Raw genomic sequence first — 22,186 nt, 5'->3', positions numbered from 1 at the left:
GGCTATTTTACAGCAATCGCTTTCCCTGAGTGGAATCCCGTGGATTATATCACTTTCTGGTAAATTCGCGCACCAGTTCCGGGTCCTGCTCCAGGCCGTCCAGCCAGCCCGTATTGAGCTGTGGCACGGAAGAAAACAGCAGCCGCGAGTAAGGATGACTAGCCGTGCTGCCCATCATCTCGGGGCTCATCTGTTCGACTTTCTTACCAGCATACATGACTACCACCTCATCACAAATCGCCCTCACCGTTGACAGGTCATGGCTAATGAAGAGGTAGGATAATGAAAGCTCGCGCTGCAATTCCTTCAGGAGATCGATGATCGCGGCAGCAACAACCGTGTCGAGTGCAGATGTGATTTCATCGCAGAGGATCAGTTTCGGGTCGGCCGCCAGTGCTCGTGCCAAATTAACGCGTTGCTTTTGTCCGCCCGATAATTCGCCCGGACGGCGATAACGCATTGCGCGCGGCAGGCGCACCATATCGAGAAGCTGGTTAATGCGCGCTTCTCGGCTATTGTGATCCATCCCATGATAGAATGTCAGCGGGCGGGCCAGAACGTCAGCAATGGATTTGGCCGGATTGAGGGCTGTGTCAGCGGATTGAAAAACAATCTGCAATTCGCGCAACTGATTGCGGGTACGCATGCGCAGATCGCTCTCAACCGTAGTGCCTTCAAAGAGAATCCGGCCGCGCGCAGCGGGCAAGATACCCGCAATGACGCGTGCAAGCGTGGACTTCCCGCAGCCCGATTCGCCAATAATGCCGAGGTTCTGTCCGCGCGCAAGCTGCAGGCTGACGCCATCGACCGCGATCATGGCCGGCTCCCCGGACTTCCCGACCATACCATAACCGGCAACCACATTATCAACCACAAGAAGTGGCGCTGATTTCTTTATCCTGGCAACCTCAGGACTCGCATACAAAGCCGGTTCAAATGCCGCCACGAGTTCCTTGGTATAAGGGTGCTGCGGGCTATGCAGAATATCCTGCGTAGTTCCAGCTTCCTGCACTTCTCCATTTTTCAGAACGACAATGCGATCGGCTATCTGCGCAACGACCGCCAGATCGTGGGATACATAGACACCGGCGATGCGGTTCTTTTTCATAACCGATTTGAATGCGCGCAGAACTTCAATCTGGGTCGTCACGTCAAGGGCAGTCGTTGGTTCGTCAAAGATTACAAGCCTCGGATCGCCGATCAGCGCCATCGCAGCTGAAAGCCTCTGCAATTGCCCGCCTGATACCTGATGCGGGTAGCGGTCACCAATCGTTTCGGGATTAGGCAATGCAAGCGCCTTGAACAGGACTATTGCCTTCTTGCGCGCTTCCTTCATCGGCATGAGGCAATGAATCTTCGCCACTTCGATGACTTGGTCTATGATCCGGTGCGCCGGATTGAAGGACGCTGCTGCACTTTGTGGAACGTAGGAAACTTCGGTGCCGCGCTTGCGCGCCCGTTTCCGCTCGGAAAGATTTACGATATCCTGTTTGCCTACGACAATGTTGCCGCTCACAATACGGCAGCCGGGCCGCGTGTAGCCCATCAGGGCGAGCGCAATCGTCGTCTTGCCAGAACCACTCTCACCAATGAGGGCTACGATTTCCCCTTCCGCAATATTGAAACCGACATTCCTGATAATTTCCACCTTGCGGCCGGAGTCAGTCTTGGCATCCACACGAAGATCGCTGATCTCGACAATATTGGCCATTACTCGCTCCGATCGCGAATCTTTTGGGGGAGATTATCGATCAGCAGATTGACGCTGATTGTGAGGCTCGCAATTGCGATGGAGGGGAACACGACCGCAGGTGCTGCAAAGGAGAGCCCACCGATATTCTCTTTGACCAGGGCACCCCAATCAGCAAAGGGAGGCTGCACACCCAGTCCCAGGAATGACATGCTCGACAGAAGCAGGACGATGAAGACAAAGCGCAAACCAAAATCGGCAAGCACCGGACCAATAATTCCTGGCAGAATTTCCGAACGAATGAGATAGCCGATCTTTTCACCGCGCGCCCGCGCAACGGCAACATAATCCATCGCGTTGATGTTGATCGACAGCGCGCGGGCAAAACGATAACTGCCAGGCGTGTAAATGACAGCCATCGTCGCGATTAAAATCGGAATGGACGAGCCGACGCCCGCAACGATCACCAAAGCCAGGATCTTGCTTGGGATCGACGTCAGCGCATCCAGAACGCGGCTGAGGGCTGAATCGAACCAGCCACCGATGACGGCTGCTGTCATGCCCAGCACCACGCCAAAAAAGCAGGCCAAAAAAACAGCAGCAAGCGAAATCCCGACCGTAAAACGCGCACCATAAAGAATGCGCGAGAGCATGTCTCGCCCGAGATAGTCAGTACCAAGCGGGAACTGCGCGCTCATGGGACCGAAGAAGTCAAAATCGACAATATCGCCAACCGGGTGCGGCGCAATCAATGGAGCGAATATGGCCACAAGGGCCCAGAACAGAATGATCACGAAAGCAAGTGTGCCAACGAGATTGATCCGATATCCGAAGCGTGGAGACTTTGCCTTTTGCTGATTTGATACGGATGCAGACATCATTATCGTAACCTCGGGTTGGATACGATAGCAATTAGATCCGCTATCGTGATGAGCAGGAGATAGCCAAAGCAAAAGATCATCGCGCAGGTCTGGATCAAGGGCAGATCGCGCGTTGCTACCGCATCAAGCATCAGCTTGGCTATGCCGGGGTAATTGAAGATAGTTTCAACAATGATGACGCCGCCGAGCAGATAGGAAAGCGAAAGCGCCACGGCGTTGACGATCGGCCCCAGCGCATTGGGGAGCGCATGGATAATCACAATCCGGCTTTGCGACGCGCCTTTCAGCAAGGCCATTTCGATATAGGGCGTCTTGAGCGTTTCAATAACGGCGGCGCGCGTCATGCGGATCATCTGTGCCGAGATCACAAAACTCAATGTAATGACCGGCATGGCGAACGCCTTCACAAGGTCGGCAAGTGACGTCACTTCATTGGCCATGGAGAGTGCTGGCAGCCAACCGAGATAAACAGCGAAAACGATCACTGCGATCGTCGCAACCATGAATTCCGGGACCGATATCACCGAAATTGTCATGATGGAGACGGTGCGGTCGTAGAAAGTGCCGCGCATGATCGCGGCCGTGATTCCGAGAAACAGTGCAATGGGAACCGAAATGACCGCTGTGATACCAGCCAGCTTGAGCGAGTTTACCAGTCTGTTGCCGATCAGATCGGCGATAGGAACATTGTTGACATAGGATACGCCCAGATCGCCGCTGAGCAGATTACCGAGCCAGTAGATGAAGCGAAAGAATGCAGGCTGATCGAGATTCATCGCCTGACGAAGGCCAGCAACCGCTTCTGGTGTCGCTGCCTGCCCCAGAAGAATTTCCGCTACATCACCCGGCAACATTTCGGTTGCGAAGAAAATCGTGAAGGCAACGATGAGAAGCGTCACGACTGCGATGACCAATCGTTTGGCAATAATATTTAGCAAAGGGGACTTCATGATCATGCACGGCCCACTGTTTCAGGAAAAGTACCGGCCAGGACAAGGTAATTTGCCTGTGCCGGCGAGAGAAATGATCAGGCTTCCAGCCAGGCATGCTCGGCAAACGTATAGCCCATCATACCGCCGAGTGGATTGGGTTCAAGTCCGTGCAATTTTGGCGATATTGCATCAACATTCGACATGAACACAGGAATGACTGTTCCTGCTTCATTTGCAACCATGGCCTGCATTTCGCCATAGATTTCCTTCCGCTTTGCTTCATCCAACATGCCGCGCGCTTCCAGCAGTCTGGAATCGAACTTTTCAGATTTGTACTGGCTTTCATTCCATGGCGCGTCGGACTTGTAGAGCAGCGAGAAAAGAATGTCGGGCGTCGGACGCGCATTGATATTGCCGTAATGCACGGCGTCTTTTAGCCAGTGGTTTGACCAATATCCGTCAGAAGGCACGCGATCTATAACCACCTTCTGGCCGATGGACGAGGCTGCTTGCTGCAGCACCATCGCATAATCAAGGGATGACGATGCAGCTTCTGCTGCGGTGACATGAATTTCCTGACCGAGCACACCGGCTTTTTCAAGCAATGACTTGGCGCGTTCGGGGTCGTACTCGCGCTGTTTAAGCTCGGCGTTGAAGTATCTGTTCGTGTCCGGAATGGGATGATCATTTGCGATTTCCGCCAATCCACGCAGCACCGATTTTTGAATAACTTCGCGGTTGGTGAGGTATTTAAAGGCCTCCGCCACACCAGCCTTGTTACCGGGCGCTAGATCAAGGCGTACGTTCAGATTGGTATAGGTGCCCAGCTTGGAAATGAATAGTTTTGCAGCCGGATTGTTCTCCAGAACGCGCAACGAGCGCGGATTGAGGTTGGCTGCCAATTGAATGTCGCCCGACAGGAGCGCGTTCATGCGGGCGGATTCGTCCGATATTGCAAAGAATTCAAAGGAATCAAGATTAGGGCCGGTGTTCTTCCAATAGTTCTCATTTCGGGATGCAATCGAACGAACGCCGGGCTGAAACTCTTTGCAGATGAACGGGCCCGTGCCATTTCCCTTGGCAAAATCGGTCGTCCCGTTGGCAACGATCATGAAATGATGCATCGCGAGAATGGTCGGAAGGTCTGCATTTGCGCTTTCCAACGTGATTTCGACCGTCGTGTCATTTACCTTCTTTGCGCCTGTGATCTGCTTGGCCAGCGCATTGACTTTCGATCCGACAGCCGGATCGAGGTGGCGCTGTATCGAAAAGATAACGTCATCGGCAGTGAGTGACTTGCCGTCATGGAACGTCACACCCTTGCGCAGCTTGACAAGCCATACTTTGGCGTCATCGCTCTCGATACTCTCGGCGAGTTCCATCTGGGTCTGGCCCTGGCCATCAAGGAAAGTCAGGCGGTTGTAAAATGCGCAGCAGCGAACGTAGTCCGTTGCATTTGATGCCTTGGCGGGATCAAGCGTATCTGCAGTTGATGTGCTGAAGCCTGCGGCCTTGATAAAACCGCCCTTGACAGGGGTTGCTGCCAGAGCGGCCGTGGCCTGCGCAAAAACAGAAGCGCCGGCTGTTGTCGCCACACCGCCCATTATCATCATTTGAAGCAATTCGCGACGGTTCGCTCCGCGGCGGATTGCGTTTTCAATCATCCGGTGGTCCGAAGAAGTCCAGTTGGTTATCTTCTCGTTCATTACGGTTCCCCTTGTTGATGGTTGCATCGCGTGCGCCGGTTTATAGCCACCGGCTTCACCAATTTTCACAAACTCAGTAGTTACAACACCTCATTGCAGTGTCGGCCAAAAGCAGTCTGGGATGCAAAGGAGCGACCCGCACCAGTAAACCGGCGTTTCGTCCACTTTGGCAGCCATGACAGCATGTTATAAAGATGTGCATTGATTGCGCCGAATTGGTGCAGAACAGCAGCATAAAATTGCGAATTTTGGAGATTCACGAAATTCTTCTGATCCTTTTCTGCTGCTGTTGGCGATGTTCATTCCTTCATTGCCGCGCGGACATCCTGATCTGCAAGCGTCTGATCCAACGTCAGGTGCGTGCGCTCTATAATTGCATCAATGTCTTCATCTGTGCAGCAAAGTGGCGGCGCATAACCTAGCACGCCATTGGCAAAGGCGCGGATGACAAGACCATTGTTCCAAGCACGGTCGAAAATGCGGCGCGCCGGATCGGCTGCTACCGGAAGCGGCGTCTTGCGCTCCTTGTCGGTCACCAACTCTATTGCAGCCAGCATGCCCCGACCACGTACATCGCCAACCAGCGGATGATCGGCGAGTGATTGAAGTCCGGCCATCAGACGTTTTCCTGCCTTGCGGCCATTTTCGAGCACACCACCTTCATAAAGGCGCAGACATTCGAGACCAACCGCAGCACTGACAGGATGTGCGGAATAGGTATAGCCGTGGCCGACGGCCACTTTACCGGCACCATCGGCAATCGTGTTGTAGACATGCTCTGACATGAAGACAGCACCCATCGGCACATAGCCAGAGGTCAAACCCTTGGCAGTGGTAATGAAATCCGGCACGATATCGTCTTCTTCACAGGCAAAAAGCGGACCCGTACGGCCAAAGCCGGTGATGACCTCATCGGCGATGAAAAGCACATCATGCTCCTTGCACACTGCATGCATGGCCTTGAGCCAGCCGGTCGGCGGGACGAGAACACCGCCCGAACCCTGAATGGGTTCAACATAGAATGCAGCAACACGTTCGGTGCCAAGTTCTTCGATTTTCGCGCGCAGCGCCGCGACAGAGGCATCGATAACTGCCTGCGGATCGGAGCCAACCGGATTGCGATAGGAATAATGAGAGGGAATTTTATGCTGCCAGTCATAAGGCACTCCAAAGCCCGCATGGAATGCCGGAAGAGCTGTCAGGCCAGAACCTGCCGTCGATGAACCGTGATAGCCATATTCAACCGAGATGAACTGGTCTTTCTGCGGCATGCCCTTGGTATGATAGTAGTAGCGAATAAAGCGGATCGTGCTGTCGATCGCATCAGAACCGCCCAGCGTGAAATAGACATGGTTGAGATCGCCCGGTGCGCGATCAGCCAGTTCCGCAGCAAGACGAATGGCAGGTTCTGACCCAAGACCGAAATAGCCGGTCGCATAGGGAAGCTCTCGCAACTGCTTGGTGGCAGCTTCGACAATGCTGTCCTGACCATAACCGAGATTGACGCACCAGAGGCCAGCAAAACCATCGAGCAGGCGGTGGCCGGAAGCATCAGTGACAGTGGCACCCTTGCCCGACTTCAGAACACGCACACCCGCAACTTCGTGGCTGCGATAGGATGAGACCGGATGCACCAGATGGGCCCGGTCAAGTTCGATCAACGAATTGCTTAGCATGATATTCTCCAAATCAATCTGGTCTTTGTCGGCTCAACCCAGGGCCTGATTTACAAGCGCAAAAGTTCGATATGGTGCAGTCTTGTTCTGTTGCTGTGTGCTTGCCGCACGGCGCATCGATATTCCACCGCTAACATGGGCGAGCCCGCGTTGAGTCAGCCATTCCGCCAGATTTGTTGAGGTGTCCGTGTCCACACGGACAAACTTACCCATGTGCTGCGAAAGCAAGAAATCGACCAGTGCACGGGCCTCTGCATCATCTCTGGCGACAACCGGGCCGATAACCAGACCACGCCCAAATGCACGGATTGCCGCAAAAGCCTCCACCTGATTCTCAATGCGAATAACTGCAAATTTCGCGCGATCGGCGAGCAGTTGCATCAACCTGGAACGGTCACGTCCGGTTGCCAGCTGATCCAGAATAATGAAGCGATCATGGTCTTGGGGCTTTGCCCACGACACATTGTCCGGTGCATACACTTCTGATACCACACCCTGATGCTGCACGATCTCGCCCGTCGGAACAAAGCCGAGCTTTTCATAAAGAGGCAGACCATCCTGCGTTGCGACCAGAAGGCAGATGCGCTTATCGGCAGCATCAAGAGCCGCCTGCATCAGCTTGCGACCCAGCCCGCGACCGCGCATATTTTCATCGACAATGACCATATTGATGGTGGCTGTATTATCGCCGAATGGCGTCGTCATCGCTGTTCCAACCACATGTCCGTCTTCAAGCGCAACCACGCCATTGCTCAGAGCCAGCATCAAAACCCAGTCTTCACGACGATGCGGCCAACCTGCCTGTACAGACAAGGCAACCGCATCATCAAGATGGTTCTGCGTCATCGGTCTAAGGATAATATGTGGTGCGGTCATAACTGTTCCCGAACAGAATTCTTCGTCGCTTCAAATTAAAATGGTCTGAGCAGCAGTTCATCCCGACCAGCATGTTTAAGCAGCGCGTTTTCACCGTCCTTTTGTACTGTTGCCGCATCTTATGCCGTGAGCGTGATCAAACGGTCAGGTAACGGAGCAAAACAACATCCGGCTATCAGCCCGGCGCAACACTCTGCCAAAGCTTCCACTGGATACGGAACAATCTGCTTTATGCCGGCATGAATGCAGTGAGACGTCCGTTCGTTGTCCTTTATGATGTTAGTGAATGGCACGGCCGTGCCTTAAGGCTTGGAAGGATCAAATCATGACCCAGTTTAGACCGAAATACATCACCTTCGATTGCTACGGCACGCTAACCAATTTTCAGATGGCTGAAGCCGCACGGGAACTTTATACCGATCAACTCGATGAAGAACGCATGCGGCAATTCATCAAGGATTTTGCCGCCTACCGCCTCGACGAAATCCTCGGCGACTGGAAACCTTATAATGAAGTCGTTCACAATGCGGTTGAGCGCACCTGCAAGAAGAACAACGTCACCTTTCATGGACCAGACGCGCTCAGGGTCTATGAAAAGGTTCCGACCTGGGGTCCGCACCCGGATGTCCCAAGCGGACTTGCCAAAGTTGCCAAGGAGATCCCGCTGGTGATTCTCTCGAATGCAATGAATGAGCAGATCTTCCTGAATGTGGAAAAGCTCGGCGTGCCATTCCATGCCGTTTATACCGCACAGCAGGCACAGGCTTACAAGCCGCGCTTCAAGGCATTTGAATATATGCTGGATCAGCTTAACGCCAATCCAGAAGACATTCTCCACGTTTCATCATCATTCCGTTATGACCTGATGTCCGCACATGATCTGGGTATCCGGAATAAGATCTGGGTCAATCGCGGCCACGAACCTGCAAATCCTTACTACGGCTACACCGAAATCAAGGACATATCCGGTCTGGCCGGCGCCATCGGGCTTTAAGAGAACAGGCGGATGCAATTTAAACCCTACTGGCACGATACGACGGCCCCTTTCACCAAAGCGGAACATAGCCCGCCGGAGGGGCATTATGATGTCGCCATTATCGGAGGTGGCTTCACCGGTCTTTCCGCTGCATTGCACCTTGCCAAGGCAGGCATCCGTGTAGCCGTCTTTGAGGCAGGCCTCGTAGGGTCTGGTGCATCGGGTCGCAATGGCGGCCATCTCAACAACGGCCTTGCACACAGTTTCATTGCGGCAAAACAACACCTTGGCGCAGAGCGCGCCAAGACACTCTACAAGGCTTTTGACGACTCGATCGATACAATTGAGCGGATTGTAGGGGAAGAGAATATCGATTGTTCTTTCCGCCGCGCAGGCAAGCTGAAACTTGCTTCAAAGCCGGCCCATTTCGACGGTCTGGCACGCAATTTCGAGGCCATTCATGCAGAGGTCGACCCCGATACCGCCTTGCTGCGCCGCGATGAGCTTGCTGGTGAAATCGGGGCCACGGATTTCCATGGCGGGATGCTTTCCACGAAAAGTGCCATGATGCATATGGGCCGCTATATTGCCGGCCTTGCGACAGCGGCCGTACACCACGGCGCAGAGATCTTTGAAACCACACCGGTTAGCGAACGCAAGAAGGTCAACGGTGTCAATCAACTCGTCACATCTCGCGGCACGATTACGGCTGACAGCATCATCCTCGCAACCGGCGCCTACACCACCGATAGTTTCACCTATTTTCGCAAGCGCATTATTCCGGTCGGCAGCTTCATCATCGCGACGCGACCACTGACCGACAGCGAAATCGGTGCCACCCTACCGGGCAACCGCACCTATGTCACATCAATGAATATCGGCAATTACTTCCGGCTGGCACCGGACAACCGCATGATCTTTGGTGGCCGCGCACGCTTTTCAGCGACATCCGACCAGCGCTCCGATGCCAAGAGCGGGGCGATCCTCCGCGCAAATCTTGTCAGGATTTTCCCGCACCTCGCCAATGTTGAAATCGATTATTGCTGGGGTGGTCTCGTCGATATGACGCAAGACCGTTATCCGCGTGCAGGCTTTGCCGACGGTGTCTGGTATGCAATGGGGTATTCAGGCCACGGCGCCCAGATATCGACGCAGATGGGTATCTTTCTGGCTGAGGCCATCCTTGGACGCGACGACCGCAATCCGGTAGCCGGTCTCGAGTGGCCGGCCATTCCGGGCTATTCCGGCAAGCCCTGGTTCCTGCCGTTTGTGGGCCTTTACTACAAGATGCTCGATACGATCCAGTGATCTAAACAATGAAAAGGCGGCAAACCCGCCCTTTCAATTTTACAATCCACCAACATGCAGCGTTTTGACTTCAAGATATTCATCAATACCCAGCTTCGATCCTTCGCGGCCAAGGCCTGACTGCTTGACGCCGCCGAAGGGTGCAACTTCCGTCGATACGAGACCGGTATTCAGACCAACCATACCGAATTCCAGCGCCTCGGCAATTCGCCACGACCTTTTGAGATTCTCGGTAAAGAAATAAGCGGCGAGACCGAATGGTGTGCTATTGGCAAGTTCGATGGCCTCTTCTTCTGTTTCAAAGCGGAAAAGCGGCGCCACCGGGCCAAAGGTTTCTTCGGAAGCAAGCAACATCTCGGTTGTCGCATCACCCAAAACGATCGGGCGAACAAATTGACGGCCTTCCGGCATCTTTTCGCTTTGTGCGAGGATTTTTGCGCCGCGTGCCAAAGCATCACTCACATGGCGCTCGATCTTCTCGATGGCCGCGTGATTGATCATCGGGCCAACCGCGACACCCTCCTCGGTCCCTGCGCCCACTTTCATCGTGGAAACACGGCTGGCAAGCTTGACCGCAAATTCGTCATAAATTCCGGACTGCACAAGAATGCGGTTGGAGCAGACACATGTCTGGCCGCCATTGCGAAACTTCGATACAATCGCGCCTTCAACCGCCTGATCGATATCGGCATCGTCAAAGACGATGAATGGCGCATTGCCTCCCAGCTCAAGGCTGAGCCGCTTGATGCTGTCTGCAGCGCCTTTCATCAGTAGCGAGCCGACACGGGTGGAGCCAGTGAAAGAAATCTTGCGCACTGTCTCATTTGCCATAAATTCCTTGCCGATTTCTGTCGGCATTCCGGTCACAATGTTAATGACGCCAGCCGGAATCCCCGCCTGTTCGGCAAGAACACCCAGGGCAAGTGCAGAAAATGGCGTGAATTCCGATGGCTTGATCACAACCGTGCAACCTGCCGCCAGGGCAGGTGCTACTTTGCGCGTGATCATCGCATTCGGAAAGTTCCAGGGCGTGATGATCGCGCAAACACCCACCGCTTCCTTGAGAACAAGAATGCGACGATCGGCCGATGGCGAGGGAATGGTACCGCCGTCAATGCGGCGTGCCTCTTCAGCAAACCATTTGACGAACGAAGCACCATAGCGGATTTCACCCAGCGCTTCGTTCAAAGGCTTGCCCTGCTCCAGTGTCAAAAGAAGGGCCAGATCCTGCTCGTGTTTGCCCATGAGCGCAAACCAACGTTCAAGAAGTACTGCGCGCTCGGCGTGGGTCTTCTTTTTCCAGCTTTTGAAAGCTTTCGCCGCCGCATCAATGGCCGCCTGCGCTTCCTTGACTCCCATATCGGGAACCGTGCCCAGCGTAGCGAGGCTTGCCGGATTGGTGACGTCAACGACTGCGCCTGTGGCTGCATTCTGCCAGACACCGCCAATAAGGCCCTGCTGCCTGAAAAGCGCCGGATCTTTTAATGCGTGCATGTTGTCCTCTTTCTGTTTACGTCAGAGCTGCGAGCACGGCCTGCGTGATCGCGTCCGTCTTGTCCTTGCCAGCGATCGTACCGATACCCTGCACAGTGACTGCCTCAATTGCCGACATCACATCTCTTGATGCCTGATGTTCGCCCAAGTGTTCCAGCATCATCGCGCCGGACCAGATCGCTGCAATCGGATTGGCAATGCCCAGATGGGCGATATCGGGCGCCGAGCCATGAACTGGCTCGAACATGGAAGGTGCACTGCGGTCGGGGTTGATATTGGCCGAAGCGGCATAACCCAAACCGCCCTGAATAGCCGCACCAAGATCAGTGAGAATGTCGCCAAACAGATTTGAGGCGACAATAACGTCAAGACTTTCGGGTGCCATTACCATGCGCGCCGCCATGGCATCGATATGGTAGTGCGAAACCTCTACATCAGGATATTCCCTGGCAACTTCGCGCGTGACCTCGTCCCAGAACACCATGGAGTATTTCTGTGCGTTTGACTTCGTCACCGAGGCAAGTTTCTTGCGGCGCGACCTGGCCCGCTCGAAGGCAAAGCGTATAATGCGTTCAACGCCTGTACGTGTGAAAATTGCGGTCTCCACCGCGACTTCATCCTTGGTGCCGGAATGCACGCGCCCGCCGGCCCCTGAATATTCCCCTTCGGTGTTTTCACGGATGCACAGAATATCGAACCCTGCGGATCGCAACGGCCCTGTTACCCCAGGCAGGAGGCGATGCGGCCGGATGTTGGCATATTGCACGAAAGCCTTGCGAATTGGCAGAAGCAAGCCGTGCAGTGACACCGAATCCGGGACCTCTGCAGGCCAGCCCACAGCCCCCAGATAGATCGCGTCGAATCCGCGCAATATCTCTATGCCCTCCGCGGGCATCATAGTGCCAGTCTCGTGATAGTATGCGCAGGACCACGGGAAACGCGTGTCCTCAAGGCCAAATCCCCTGCGCTTGGCAACAGCCTGCAAGACCTGTAATGCCGCATCCGTCACATTCTTGCCGATACCGTCCCCCGGGATCAAGGCAATTGTATAGCTTTTCACGACGAGAGCTCCCCTCAAAGATCAATGAGTACGCTTTTTGATTTACGGTTTGCCAGGTATGCGTCCCGGCCAAGATCTTTGCCAATTCCCGAGCTTTTGTAGCCGCCGGTTGGCAGAATATGATCGCGCGAGCGACCATAACGGTTTACCCAGACTGTGCCTGCCTGCAATGCCTTCGTCACTCGGATTGCGCGTGACAAGTCGCGGGTAAATAGCCCTGCAGCCAGTCCATAGGTCGGGTGACTGGCAAGCGCGAGGGCCTCCGCTTCTTCTTTGAACGTCTGGATCGTCAGCACGGGACCAAAAATTTCCTCGGTTACAGCTGGTGAAGTTTCGTCGACACCGCGCAGGAGTGTTGGCTCATAGAAATACCCTTCAACATCCATTGGCTTCCCTCCAACAAGGCAGTCCGCGCCCAAGCTGACAGCCCTCTTTACTATTTCATCGATACGGGAGAGTTGCCGCTCGGAAATAATCGGCGAGTACTGCGTATTCTCATCCCAAGTGGCACCGGGTTTGATGTCGGCCATGTGGTGCGCAATGGCCTCGATCAAAGGCTCTGCTATCTCTTCGGCTACAATGAGGCGCGACCCCGCGACGCATACCTGCCCGGCATTGGCCAGAATACCGCACGTGATCGCCGCTGCTGCCAGATTGAGATCGGCATCGGCAAATACGACCTGCGGGCTTTTGCCGCCAAGCTCGAGTGTCATAGGCTTGATGCCGGTGCGGGCAATATTTTCCATAATGGCAGCACCTGCCACAGTCGAGCCCGTAAAGCTCACTTTGGAAATATACGGGTGACCGGTGATGGCATTTCCGGTCGTTGGTCCGTCTCCAAGGACAATATTGATCAATCCCGCAGGAATACCGGCTTTCACGGCGAGCTCAGCCATATAGAGAGTGGAAAAAGGGGTAGTTTCGGATGGTTTGAGAACGACGGCATTGCCTGCGGCGAGTGCCGGCCCGAGTTTCCATCCAGCCATGGATATAGGGAAGTTCCACGGGGTTATTGCTCCGACAATGCCGTAAGGTTCGCTCAGCGTCATGCCAAATGTGTTGGCGCTCGTGGGAACGACATTACTGCCTTCCTTGTCGGCAAACTCAGCGAAAAAACGTATCTGCTCGGCAGTCGCTGAAATATCGCCTTCAACGAGCTGGGCTATCGGACGTGTCGATGAGATGGCTTCGAGGCGGGCCAGAACCAACGCCTCTTGCTCGATAAGATCGGCCCACCGGTGCATGGCATTGAGCCGTTCACGCGGGCGCACATCCGCCCAACCACTCGAATTCAATGCGGCTCTGGCAGCCTGCACCGCCCGATCTACCAGCTCACCATTTGCAACAGGGCAGTCGCCATAGGCCTTTCCATCAGAAGGTCTACGCATTTCCAGGCCACCTGATGCGTATATGCGTTCTCCACCAATGAAGTGATAAAGTGGGAGCTGAATCGTTTCCGGGTCAAAGCTTAATGTCATAAAGATCTCGCACTGTTCTTCATTCAAACAGTAGTCCCGGATGCGCCGCATTTTTCGTTGAGAATAGCCTCCTTGGCGGCTTTGAATCCTGCCAAAGAGGCTGTGAGCGGTCGATTGTACTGGATGGGGACCGGCATGAAATGCCTGATTTTCTATTCATAAACGCAAACATAGATCTTGCGGACTGTTTCGATCGTGCGCCAGACACCGACAAAGCCAGGTTTCATCACAAAGCTGTCGCCAGCACGATATGTCTTTGCTTCGCCATCCTTTTCCTCGATCTCAACCAGGCCGGAAAGGATATGACAGAACTCAAAAGTCGTACCTTTGATCGAATGGGTTTCGCCGGGTGTTGCTTCCCATATGCCTGTCAACACCTTTTCGCCCTTCGAGGCATCCTGCGCCCAGGTCTTGAAAGCCGGATTGCCGGAAATGAGCCGTTCGGGAGTCGGCAACGCCTCTTTCGGTGCAAAACCGGGATTTGTGTCTATGGTAACCAGCAGTGACATATGATTTTCCTTCTGGGTCAGTAGCCTCGAGTTTGGTCGATCAGGCCGATCAGTTCTTTTCCCGCGCGATGACGCTGGATGTTATCGATGACGGATTTTGCGGCTGTTTCCGGTTGGGTTACCGAAGCGATATGCGGGGTAATCAGTACTTTGGGATGGGTCCACAGCGGATGCCCGGCGGACAGTGGTTCGGGATCGGTTACATCCAGCATTGCAGCAGCCAGGTGGCCGCAATCCAGTGCTTCAATGAGCGCTGGCTGATCAAGTTGCGGCCCACGACCGAGGTGCAACAGTCGTGCGCCTCTAGGCAAAAGGGCGAACAAGCGAGCATCGAGTATGCTACGCGTTTCATTGGTGAGCGGCAAAAGGCAAACAAGAATATCTGTTTGCCGCAGAAAGTTGGCGAACTGGTCTTCACCATAAAAACACCCGACGCCTTCAATCTCCTTCCGGCTTCGGCTCCAGCCAGCAATAGGAAATTGAAACGGTTTAAGGCGTTCGATCGCCGCCAGCGCCAGCATCCCCAGTCCCAAAAAGCCGACACGGCGCGCGGTAGCTTGAGGAACAGCAAGTGCTCGCCATTCCTCGCTTTTCTGATGTTCGCGGTAGGCAATCGCCTCGCGATGAAGTGTCAACACGCCAAGCGCCACAAATTCCTGCATCATGTGAATAATGCCATCTTCGATCATGCGCACGAGCTTCACATATTCCGGTACGCTGCCGGCTTTGAACTGATCAACGCCCGCGCCTATGGAAAAGAGTACTTCCAGATTGCGGTAACGCGCGATATCATCGGGCGTCACCCAGCTGATCAGATAGCGTATTTTGTCAGCATCAACGTCTTCGCCGGCCTGAAAGAATTGAAGATCGGGAAGCTCGCGCGCAAAAGCCTCGCGAAAGATTGCGCCACGTGCTGCATCGGAATTGAAGAGGAATGCCATCGTAATCCGCCGTCTGCTTTGGTGTTATGCTGTAAGACGTGCGCCGAGGTCATCGATCATTTTCTGGCACGCGTTGAGTTCATTGATCTCGATATATTCATTTGGACGATGCGCACGGCTGATATCGCCAGGGCCGCAAATAATCGCATCGATGCCAGCCCGCTGAAAAAGTCCGGCCTCAGTGCCGTAACTCACGGCAGCGAGTGTTTCCTGTCCCGTGAGCTCAACCATCAGCTTTGCGAGCGCATTTTCTCTCGGCAGTGATAATGCCGGATACCCGCTCAATTCGCGCCAAAATACCTCATAGCCCCGCCCGCACAAGGCAAGTAACTGCTCTTTTACCGGCTCAAGCAATGCTGCTGGGGAGACACCGGAAATGGCACGTACTTCAATATCTGCAGTGCAACGATCGGGTATGATATTGACCACCTGGCCACCGGAAATGACGCCAACCTGCAAGGATGAATAGGGCGGCTGGAAATTATCGTCAAAAGGACCGCACTCCAGAGACTGGCCGTAAGCCATCGCCTGTGTGATGATATCGGCCATGGCATGAACGGCATTCAGCCCCAGATCAGGCCGTGACGAGTGCCCGGAACGGCCAATCACTTCAAGCCTTGCTGCTGCCTTGCCCTTATGTGCACGCACGGCCTGCATTCGGCTTGGCTCACCGATAATCGCGCCCAGAGGCTTTGCGCAAAGATCGGGCAAGGCGGCGAGCAGATGTGGCACGCCACGGCAACCAGCCTCTTCGTCATAGGAAAAAGCAAGATGGAGAGGACGCTGCAGATTGCTGGAGACGAGTTTTGGCAAAGTCGCCAGTGCGCAGGCCAGGAAGCCCTTCATATCGGTTGTTCCACGACCGTAATATCTGTTTCCATCTTGCCGGAGCTGGAAGGAATCCGTTTTCCACTCTGCCTCGTCGGCCGGAACAACGTCCATGTGACCTGAAAGAATATAGCCAGGCACATTGTGCGGCCCAGCGGTTATAAACAGATTGGCCCTGTCGCCCTCCGGTCCCGGCAGCACAGTTACTTTCGCGCCAGCAGCTCGCGCATAGGCGCCGATCCAGTCGACGATCGCATCATTCGGTTTTCCCACAACAGAGGGAAACCCTATCAGCACCTCGAGAATTTCTTCGACCTTCATAAGCACCACGCCGTAAGAGCAGACTTTCGAACGGTTATCAGTATATTCGCCTTGAGAAGTGTTCCGTGCCGAACAATGCTGTACTTCAAACAAAGATTGTGAATTAGCCTTGCCAAGAAGCAAAAACTGCCGGCATTACCCTGCGATGATGCAGCAAATATGCCTGGAATGTGGTTGCATTCCTCGACACGATAAAGCAACTGCATGCCCCAAGCTCGGCACCGGTGAAGAAAACGGATAGGCTGAAATGCAAAACGCAATGCGATTGAAATCGTTTGAACTGGTAGCGCGTGATATCGCAGAGGTGGATGTCAGCTTGCTTCATGCCCTATCGCTGGGCGTTGGCTGGCCGCACCGATCAACTGATTGGGAAATCCTGTTGCAGAGCGGACATGGCCTTGTTGCCGTGGACGGCATCGGACGCGTTTTCGGAACTGCAATGTGGTTTCCACATGGCGAAGATTTCGCCACTATCGGTATGGTGATTACTTCTCCCAGAACACAGGCGCAGGGGAACGGCCGCTGGCTGATGGATCAGGTTTTTGAGCGATGCGCTGGCAGAAGCCTCAGTCTGAATGCAACCCATGCTGCCCATAGTCTTTATGTTTCACTCGGTTTCCTGGACGAAGCAACTGTCTACCAGTGCCAAGGCGAAGTTGCGCTCACACTCCCGCCCCTCCCTACACTTGAAGGAGCGTTGGTCACTGTCAGCGCACATGAATTGGATACCATTGCAAACCTAGATGCTCAGGCATTCAGGATCAATCGTGCCAGTCTGCTCGAACTGATAGCTACAAAGGCCACAATTTATGGTCTCAGACGCAATGGCCAGCTTGTTGGCTATTCTTTTTGCCGCGACTTCGGTCGCGGCAAGGTCATTGGTCCTGTCATTGCCACCAACGATCATGATGCGATCCACTTAACCGCTGTTCACCTGCAATCTCTCAAGGGAGCGTTCGCGCGCGTTGATACGCGTGAGAAGGACGGCGCCTATGCCGATTTCCTCGCACAATCCAGGCTCGACATTTTCGGCACAGTCACGACGATGTCGAAGGGTAGGCGATTCTTAGGTCGGAAGCCGGACGAGCCTTGGGTTTACGGTCTGGCGGCACATGGATGGAGCTGAGGCTTTGCAGGCATCGTAAATACACTGACGCCGCTCACGCCGGAGACGGCCCTTCGAGCCTTTTCGACCCGGTTAACACATGAAACGTATGTCATGCCTTCAATTTCTATTTGGTGATCGGGAAGAATTTGAACGTTTGGCATACTTATTGAGAGACGTTGTTTGATCCTGTTCCCAGGAAGACAGGACTTCCAATCGTGGTAGGTCCAAGCCTACAAATACTTCCAATTGATTGCATTGACGATCGAACAGCAGTGTCAATTTTTCTGACCCGCCACACCTTTACTATCGATCAAAGCCTCTAGTCCCAGTGCGGGATATTGCTTGTCGAGATCGAGAATGTCTTCAAGCAATTCAGCGATGACCCAGTCGCGGATGAGCGACACAACAGGCCGGCGCGGCTTGTCCCGCATACGAACGAGATGACAGAGTCGTCCCGTCACCATCAAATCCTGCCGGGCCGGTACTAGGGCCCGGGTGCGCAGCCAATGGGCGACAACATTCAGCCAGCCCAACGCCACACCTTGGCCGAGTAACGCCGCTTGTACAACAATCGCATAATCGGAAAAGATCAGTGAATTGACGGTCTCGCCCGCCTGTCGCGGCAAGAACAACCCGGACCAGTCCGGCTGGGCGCTATCCAAATTGACGATTGTGTAGACCGGCGCCTCGACGCCATCTTGCCCGGTCGCGTACTGTTCATAATAGGACGGGCTGCAAATTGGCATCAGGATTTCCGGCATGATCAGCACCGCCTCATGCCGTTCATCCGAGCCGTCGACAAAACGCATTCCAAGGTCGACATCGGCGACCGAGCCGCCAAGTGCACCTATTACGAGCTGAAAACGCAGGTCGACATTCGGGAATTCCGTCTTGAACTTGCTCATCCGGGGCATCAACCAATGTGTGGTAAATCCGGTCGAAACCGAGAGGGAAACCGTTTCGAGACCTGTCTGCCTATCCTCGATTTCACGCAGCGCATTCTCAATTCCCGAAAAGCCTTTGGTTATGCTGTCGAATAGAATAGTCCCCGCCTCTGTCAGTGACGATCCAGTCGGAATGCGAACGAAAAGCTGTGTGCCAAGATGATCTTCCAAGCGTGCGATCATACGGCTGACGGCAGCCGGAGTAACATTCAGCTCATTCGCAGCTTTGGAAAAATTACCGCAACGCGCCGCCGCCATCATCTTCGAACCGCGACTTATCCTGATGGATGAACCGCTCTCGACTGGCGCTCGTTGAACGTTCCCTACAAAAGATTGATTGGTACCGGCGCCATCAATCTTGGTTTGCGCCTTTGGCAGCATGTTGGAATAACGCGCAACACCAGCCGGGGGCCTTGCATTCATTCAAAACAGCCTTCAATTCGCAGGCGATCGTGTGCCGGTGCGCCCGTAAACGGCAACCGACGCACTAATATCGATCACAGCCATCCTCCAAGACGATCAATCAGGAGCTTATCATGTTGAAACGAATAGCCTTTGTATCCACCATGCTGGCAGCCGTGCTGACATCAGGAACAGCTCTGGCCCGTGTAACCAGTTTTGAGATTAAGTCCTCGGCAGTTGCCTTCGAAGGCAAGTCTTTTGGCGAAGTCGGAGCCTATGAGCGTATCGATGCTGTTGCTACTTACGCCGTCCATCCCAAATCGCCGCGTCTTGCTGACATTGTCGATATAGGTATGGCCCCGGTGAATTCTGCTGGCGAAGTCGTTTTCAGCACGGAGGTATCAATCCTTAGGCCCGCCAAGGTGGAAAAACGCTCGCCTTTCCTGTTCTACGAGGTACCCAATCGCGGTCGGAACTTGAGTTTCACATTGCTTAATCGCGGCGTATCAACCGAGGTTCCGTCCAAGGCAGAGGATGCCGGTGACGGTTTTCTGATGAACAGAGGCGACACCATTGTCTGGAGCGGGTGGCAAACCGATCTGCCTGACAATTTTCTCAACCTGAAACTGCCCACGCTGACGAACGTAACGGGGCAGTCACGTGAGCAGTTCATATTCGATAGGATCGGTGGCGACAGCACAGGGAAGCTTACATACCCGGCAGCCGACCTTGATCCTGCCAGAGCCACCCTTACCGTACGTGCGCGGGAAGCGGATCAGCCAAAGACTGTCGATGGATTAAGTTTCAAGTATCTGAGCCCCATGCAGATCGAGATCACGCGGCCGGTTGGCATGGATGCTGGCGCGATCTATGAGTTCATTTACCCAGCGAAAGATTCGGTTCCTGCAGGTCTTGCCTTTGTTGCTACCAGTGATCTCATTTCGTTCCTCCGCAGCAACCAAGGGCATGACGTGCAAAACCCGCTTGCAAATGTCAAATATACAATCGGTCTCGGCATCTCGCAATCAGGGCGCTTCCTGCGCGACTTGATCTATCAGGGTTTCAATATGGATGAGAAGGGCAACCGTGTCTTTGATGGTGCCATGGCGCACATTGCCGGTTCGCGTAAAACTTTCACCAATTACCGTTTTGCGCAGACCGGCCGTTATTCCCGCCAGCACGAGGATCATGACTATCCAGGCGATCAGTTTCCGTTTACCTATGCCGAAACCAGCGATCCGGTGAGTGGCCGAAGCGGAAGCATTCTCACCGCCTGTACTGCGACCGGTACCTGTCCGAAGATCATGCATACTGATACTTCAACAGAGTTCTGGCAGGCGCGTGCTTCACTCATATCAATAGGACCGGATGGTACGCCACTGAATATTCCCGACAATGTGCGGCTTTATTTCATTGCGGGAGCGCCGCATTTCAACGGCTGGTCGACGAAATCAGGAGAAGAGGCCGCATGCACCTATCCGACCAATCCATTGAGTGCGGCACCGGTTATGCGGGCACTCTATGTGGCAATGGAAGATTGGATCTCGAAGGATCAGGCACCACCTGCCAGCCGCTATCCAAGCCTGAACGACGGTACATTGGTGGATTTGACAGCGTTGAAGCTGCCCCGGATCAACGGTGAGGTTGCGAAGCCAGTCCTCAACGAACTGAGGGTAATGGATTATTCTTCACAACCACCGAGTCGCGGGAAAGCCTATTCCCTCTACGTTCCAGCGCTTGATGATGATGGCAACCCGCTTGGAGGGATCAACATGGCCTATTTGAAAGCGCCGCTTGGAACCTATGCGGGCTGGAATCTTCGCAAACCCGGGTTTGCAGCAGGCGAGCTTTGCAGTCTGACCGGCACATTCGTTCCTTTCCCGAGGCGTCCGAGTGAGAATGACAGCCGCAGCCCCCTAAGCGAACGTTATGCTGACAGCGACGCTTATGTTGCTGCAGTAGAAACTGCTTCGGAGGCATTGATAGCCGATCGGTTCCTGCTGGCGGAAGATATCGGATACGTGCTCGATCGTGCTCGCGGCGACAGCAAAATCCTGCATTGATGCTGTTTCCCATCACAATCCTTCAGTTCGAGTCTGTGAAAATGAGAACAAGCTCCGCTGCATCGAAAGGAATGTACTGGAGCGGTCCTGGCCCTTTGGTCGTTTTGTCATACCGGATTCTGTGAGATGCTGATCCAGATCCGGTCAGTTCCGAGCGGAAATCAACATTCGGGGTGCTGACCGGCTGGCTGACCCCGGCCGCCCAGCAAGCTGCAGGTATGGTGCTCAAAACACGTGAATTACTTATCCGGCAGCGTAGCCAGACTGCAAATGCGATACGCGCTCACATGGCAGAGTTGGGAATTATTGCGTGTAGCGGCATGACAAGCATCACCAAACTCATTTGCATGCTGCGCAACGACAAGGATGACAGAATTCCTGAAGTGGCAAGGACGGCCCTTTTGGAAATGGCTGAACAGATAGAGATGCTAAACACACGCATCGAGAAGCTCGATAGAAAGATCGTCGCGACAGTAAAAGCAGATGAGGCGGCCCGGCGTTTGACCAGTATTCCCGGAGTCGGCCCCATCATTGCAGCAACCGTTCAGGCGACCATTCAAGATCCTGCGGCATTCAGAACCGGTCGTGATCTCTCCGCCTGGATTGGTATTACGCCCCGAGCAAACTCCAGTGGTTAGGAGCGCCTCGGCCGAATATCCAAACAGGGGAATAAGCTGTTGCGAACGCTGCTCATTGTTGGCGCAACGTCTATTCTCAAGCAAGCGCGGCGTGGTGTGCCGATGCCAAAGTGGGTCGTCGCATTGATGGCACGCCGCCCCTATAAGGTTGCAGCCGTTGCACTAGCAAACAAGATCGCGCGCACGATCTGGGCGCTTCTGGTGAAAGGTGGTACCTATCAGGCCCCGGACATCATGATGAAAGTATAAAGACAGAAAAAGCAGGGCTTCCAGCTAAAGCAGCTGGATTGCATGGCAAGGTGCCAAGCGTGATGAACCAACTGGGCGAAATCCAGATACCGATCAGACCGACTGT

17 protein-coding genes and 1 pseudogene are annotated in these 22,186 nt (G+C 54.2%); 5 read left to right on the top strand and 13 right to left on the bottom strand.

Annotation, left to right across the window (positions count from 1 at the left end):
- Window positions 1-49: 49 nt before the first annotated feature.
- The 6 genes from ACYJL1_RS23135 to ACYJL1_RS23110 all read right to left on the bottom strand — a co-directional run bounded on the left by ACYJL1_RS23135 (window position 50) and on the right by ACYJL1_RS23110 (window position 7,761).
- Window positions 50-1,711: an ABC transporter ATP-binding protein gene (locus ACYJL1_RS23135; RefSeq protein ID WP_460899452.1), complete on the bottom strand. Its 1,662-nt coding sequence runs from the start codon at window positions 1,709-1,711 to the stop codon at window positions 50-52.
- Entirely contained in the window at window positions 1,711-2,568 is an 858-nt protein-coding gene (locus ACYJL1_RS23130) for an ABC transporter permease (RefSeq protein ID WP_460899977.1), read from the bottom strand. The genes ACYJL1_RS23135 and ACYJL1_RS23130 overlap by 1 nt, the downstream gene beginning before the upstream one ends.
- 2 nt (window positions 2,569-2,570) lie before the next feature.
- Entirely contained in the window at window positions 2,571-3,521 is a 951-nt protein-coding gene (locus ACYJL1_RS23125) for an ABC transporter permease (RefSeq protein ID WP_460899976.1), read from the bottom strand.
- A gap of 77 nt (window positions 3,522-3,598) precedes the next feature.
- Window positions 3,599-5,209, bottom strand: coding sequence for an ABC transporter substrate-binding protein (locus ACYJL1_RS23120; RefSeq protein WP_460899451.1), 1,611 nt, complete (start codon window positions 5,207-5,209; stop codon window positions 3,599-3,601).
- A gap of 299 nt (window positions 5,210-5,508) precedes the next feature.
- Complete coding sequence (locus ACYJL1_RS23115) at window positions 5,509-6,885, bottom strand: aminotransferase class III-fold pyridoxal phosphate-dependent enzyme (RefSeq protein ID WP_460899450.1); 1,377 nt, start codon at window positions 6,883-6,885, stop codon at window positions 5,509-5,511.
- Window positions 6,886-6,918: 33 nt separating this feature from the next.
- Window positions 6,919-7,761, bottom strand: a complete 843-nt coding sequence (locus ACYJL1_RS23110) for a GNAT family N-acetyltransferase (RefSeq protein WP_460899449.1) — start codon at window positions 7,759-7,761, stop codon at window positions 6,919-6,921.
- A 325-nt stretch (window positions 7,762-8,086) separates the two neighbouring features.
- On the opposite strand from ACYJL1_RS23110, the gene ACYJL1_RS23105 reads away from it, so the two are divergent.
- Both ACYJL1_RS23105 and ACYJL1_RS23100 read left to right on the top strand, forming a co-directional pair.
- On the top strand, window positions 8,087-8,755 hold the full coding sequence (locus ACYJL1_RS23105) for a haloacid dehalogenase type II (protein ID WP_460899448.1): 669 nt from the start codon (window positions 8,087-8,089) through the stop codon (window positions 8,753-8,755).
- A 12-nt stretch (window positions 8,756-8,767) separates the two neighbouring features.
- Window positions 8,768-10,045: an NAD(P)/FAD-dependent oxidoreductase gene (locus ACYJL1_RS23100; RefSeq protein WP_460899447.1), complete on the top strand. Its 1,278-nt coding sequence runs from the start codon at window positions 8,768-8,770 to the stop codon at window positions 10,043-10,045.
- Window positions 10,046-10,084: 39 nt separating this feature from the next.
- On the opposite strand, the gene ACYJL1_RS23095 is transcribed toward ACYJL1_RS23100, so the two are convergent.
- The 6 genes from ACYJL1_RS23095 to argE all read right to left on the bottom strand — a co-directional run bounded on the left by ACYJL1_RS23095 (window position 10,085) and on the right by argE (window position 16,676).
- Entirely contained in the window at window positions 10,085-11,539 is a 1,455-nt protein-coding gene (locus ACYJL1_RS23095) for an NAD-dependent succinate-semialdehyde dehydrogenase (protein ID WP_460899446.1), read from the bottom strand.
- Between the two features lie 16 nt (window positions 11,540-11,555).
- Window positions 11,556-12,599 (bottom strand): tartrate dehydrogenase, encoded by a 1,044-nt coding sequence (locus ACYJL1_RS23090; protein WP_460899445.1) that lies wholly within the window; start codon window positions 12,597-12,599, stop codon window positions 11,556-11,558.
- 14 nt (window positions 12,600-12,613) lie between these two features.
- Window positions 12,614-14,077: an aldehyde dehydrogenase family protein gene (locus tag ACYJL1_RS23085; protein ID WP_460899444.1), complete on the bottom strand. Its 1,464-nt coding sequence runs from the start codon at window positions 14,075-14,077 to the stop codon at window positions 12,614-12,616.
- 152 nt (window positions 14,078-14,229) lie between these two features.
- Window positions 14,230-14,586 carry a cupin domain-containing protein gene (locus ACYJL1_RS23080; RefSeq protein WP_460899443.1) on the bottom strand — a complete coding sequence of 119 codons (357 nt, stop codon included), beginning with the start codon at window positions 14,584-14,586 and terminating at the stop codon, window positions 14,230-14,232.
- A gap of 17 nt (window positions 14,587-14,603) precedes the next feature.
- Window positions 14,604-15,527, bottom strand: a complete 924-nt coding sequence (locus ACYJL1_RS23075) for a 2-hydroxyacid dehydrogenase (RefSeq protein ID WP_460899442.1) — start codon at window positions 15,525-15,527, stop codon at window positions 14,604-14,606.
- Window positions 15,528-15,551: 24 nt separating this feature from the next.
- Window positions 15,552-16,676 (bottom strand): acetylornithine deacetylase, encoded by a 1,125-nt coding sequence (gene argE / locus ACYJL1_RS23070; RefSeq protein WP_460899441.1) that lies wholly within the window; start codon window positions 16,674-16,676, stop codon window positions 15,552-15,554.
- Window positions 16,677-16,923: 247 nt separating this feature from the next.
- Here argE and ACYJL1_RS23065 point away from each other — a divergent pair, with 247 nt between their 5' ends.
- Window positions 16,924-17,802 (top strand): GNAT family N-acetyltransferase, encoded by an 879-nt coding sequence (locus tag ACYJL1_RS23065; protein WP_460899440.1) that lies wholly within the window; start codon window positions 16,924-16,926, stop codon window positions 17,800-17,802.
- 257 nt (window positions 17,803-18,059) lie between these two features.
- Here ACYJL1_RS23065 and ACYJL1_RS23060 read toward each other — a convergent pair whose 3' ends face one another.
- A complete protein-coding gene (locus tag ACYJL1_RS23060) occupies window positions 18,060-18,989 on the bottom strand; it encodes a LysR family transcriptional regulator (protein WP_460899975.1) in 930 nt (309 codons plus the stop codon).
- A 275-nt stretch (window positions 18,990-19,264) separates the two neighbouring features.
- Between ACYJL1_RS23060 and ACYJL1_RS23055 the strand changes: the two genes are divergently transcribed.
- Window positions 19,265-21,193, top strand: a complete 1,929-nt coding sequence (locus ACYJL1_RS23055) for an alpha/beta hydrolase domain-containing protein (protein ID WP_460899439.1) — start codon at window positions 19,265-19,267, stop codon at window positions 21,191-21,193.
- 203 nt (window positions 21,194-21,396) lie between these two features.
- A pseudogene (locus tag ACYJL1_RS23050) lies at window positions 21,397-22,080 on the top strand (IS110 family RNA-guided transposase); the annotation flags it as partial.
- Window positions 22,081-22,186: the final 106 nt, after the last annotated feature.

Source organism: Phyllobacterium sp. K27 (assembly GCF_054796155.1).
This window is presented reverse-complemented; position numbering and strand designations above follow the sequence as displayed.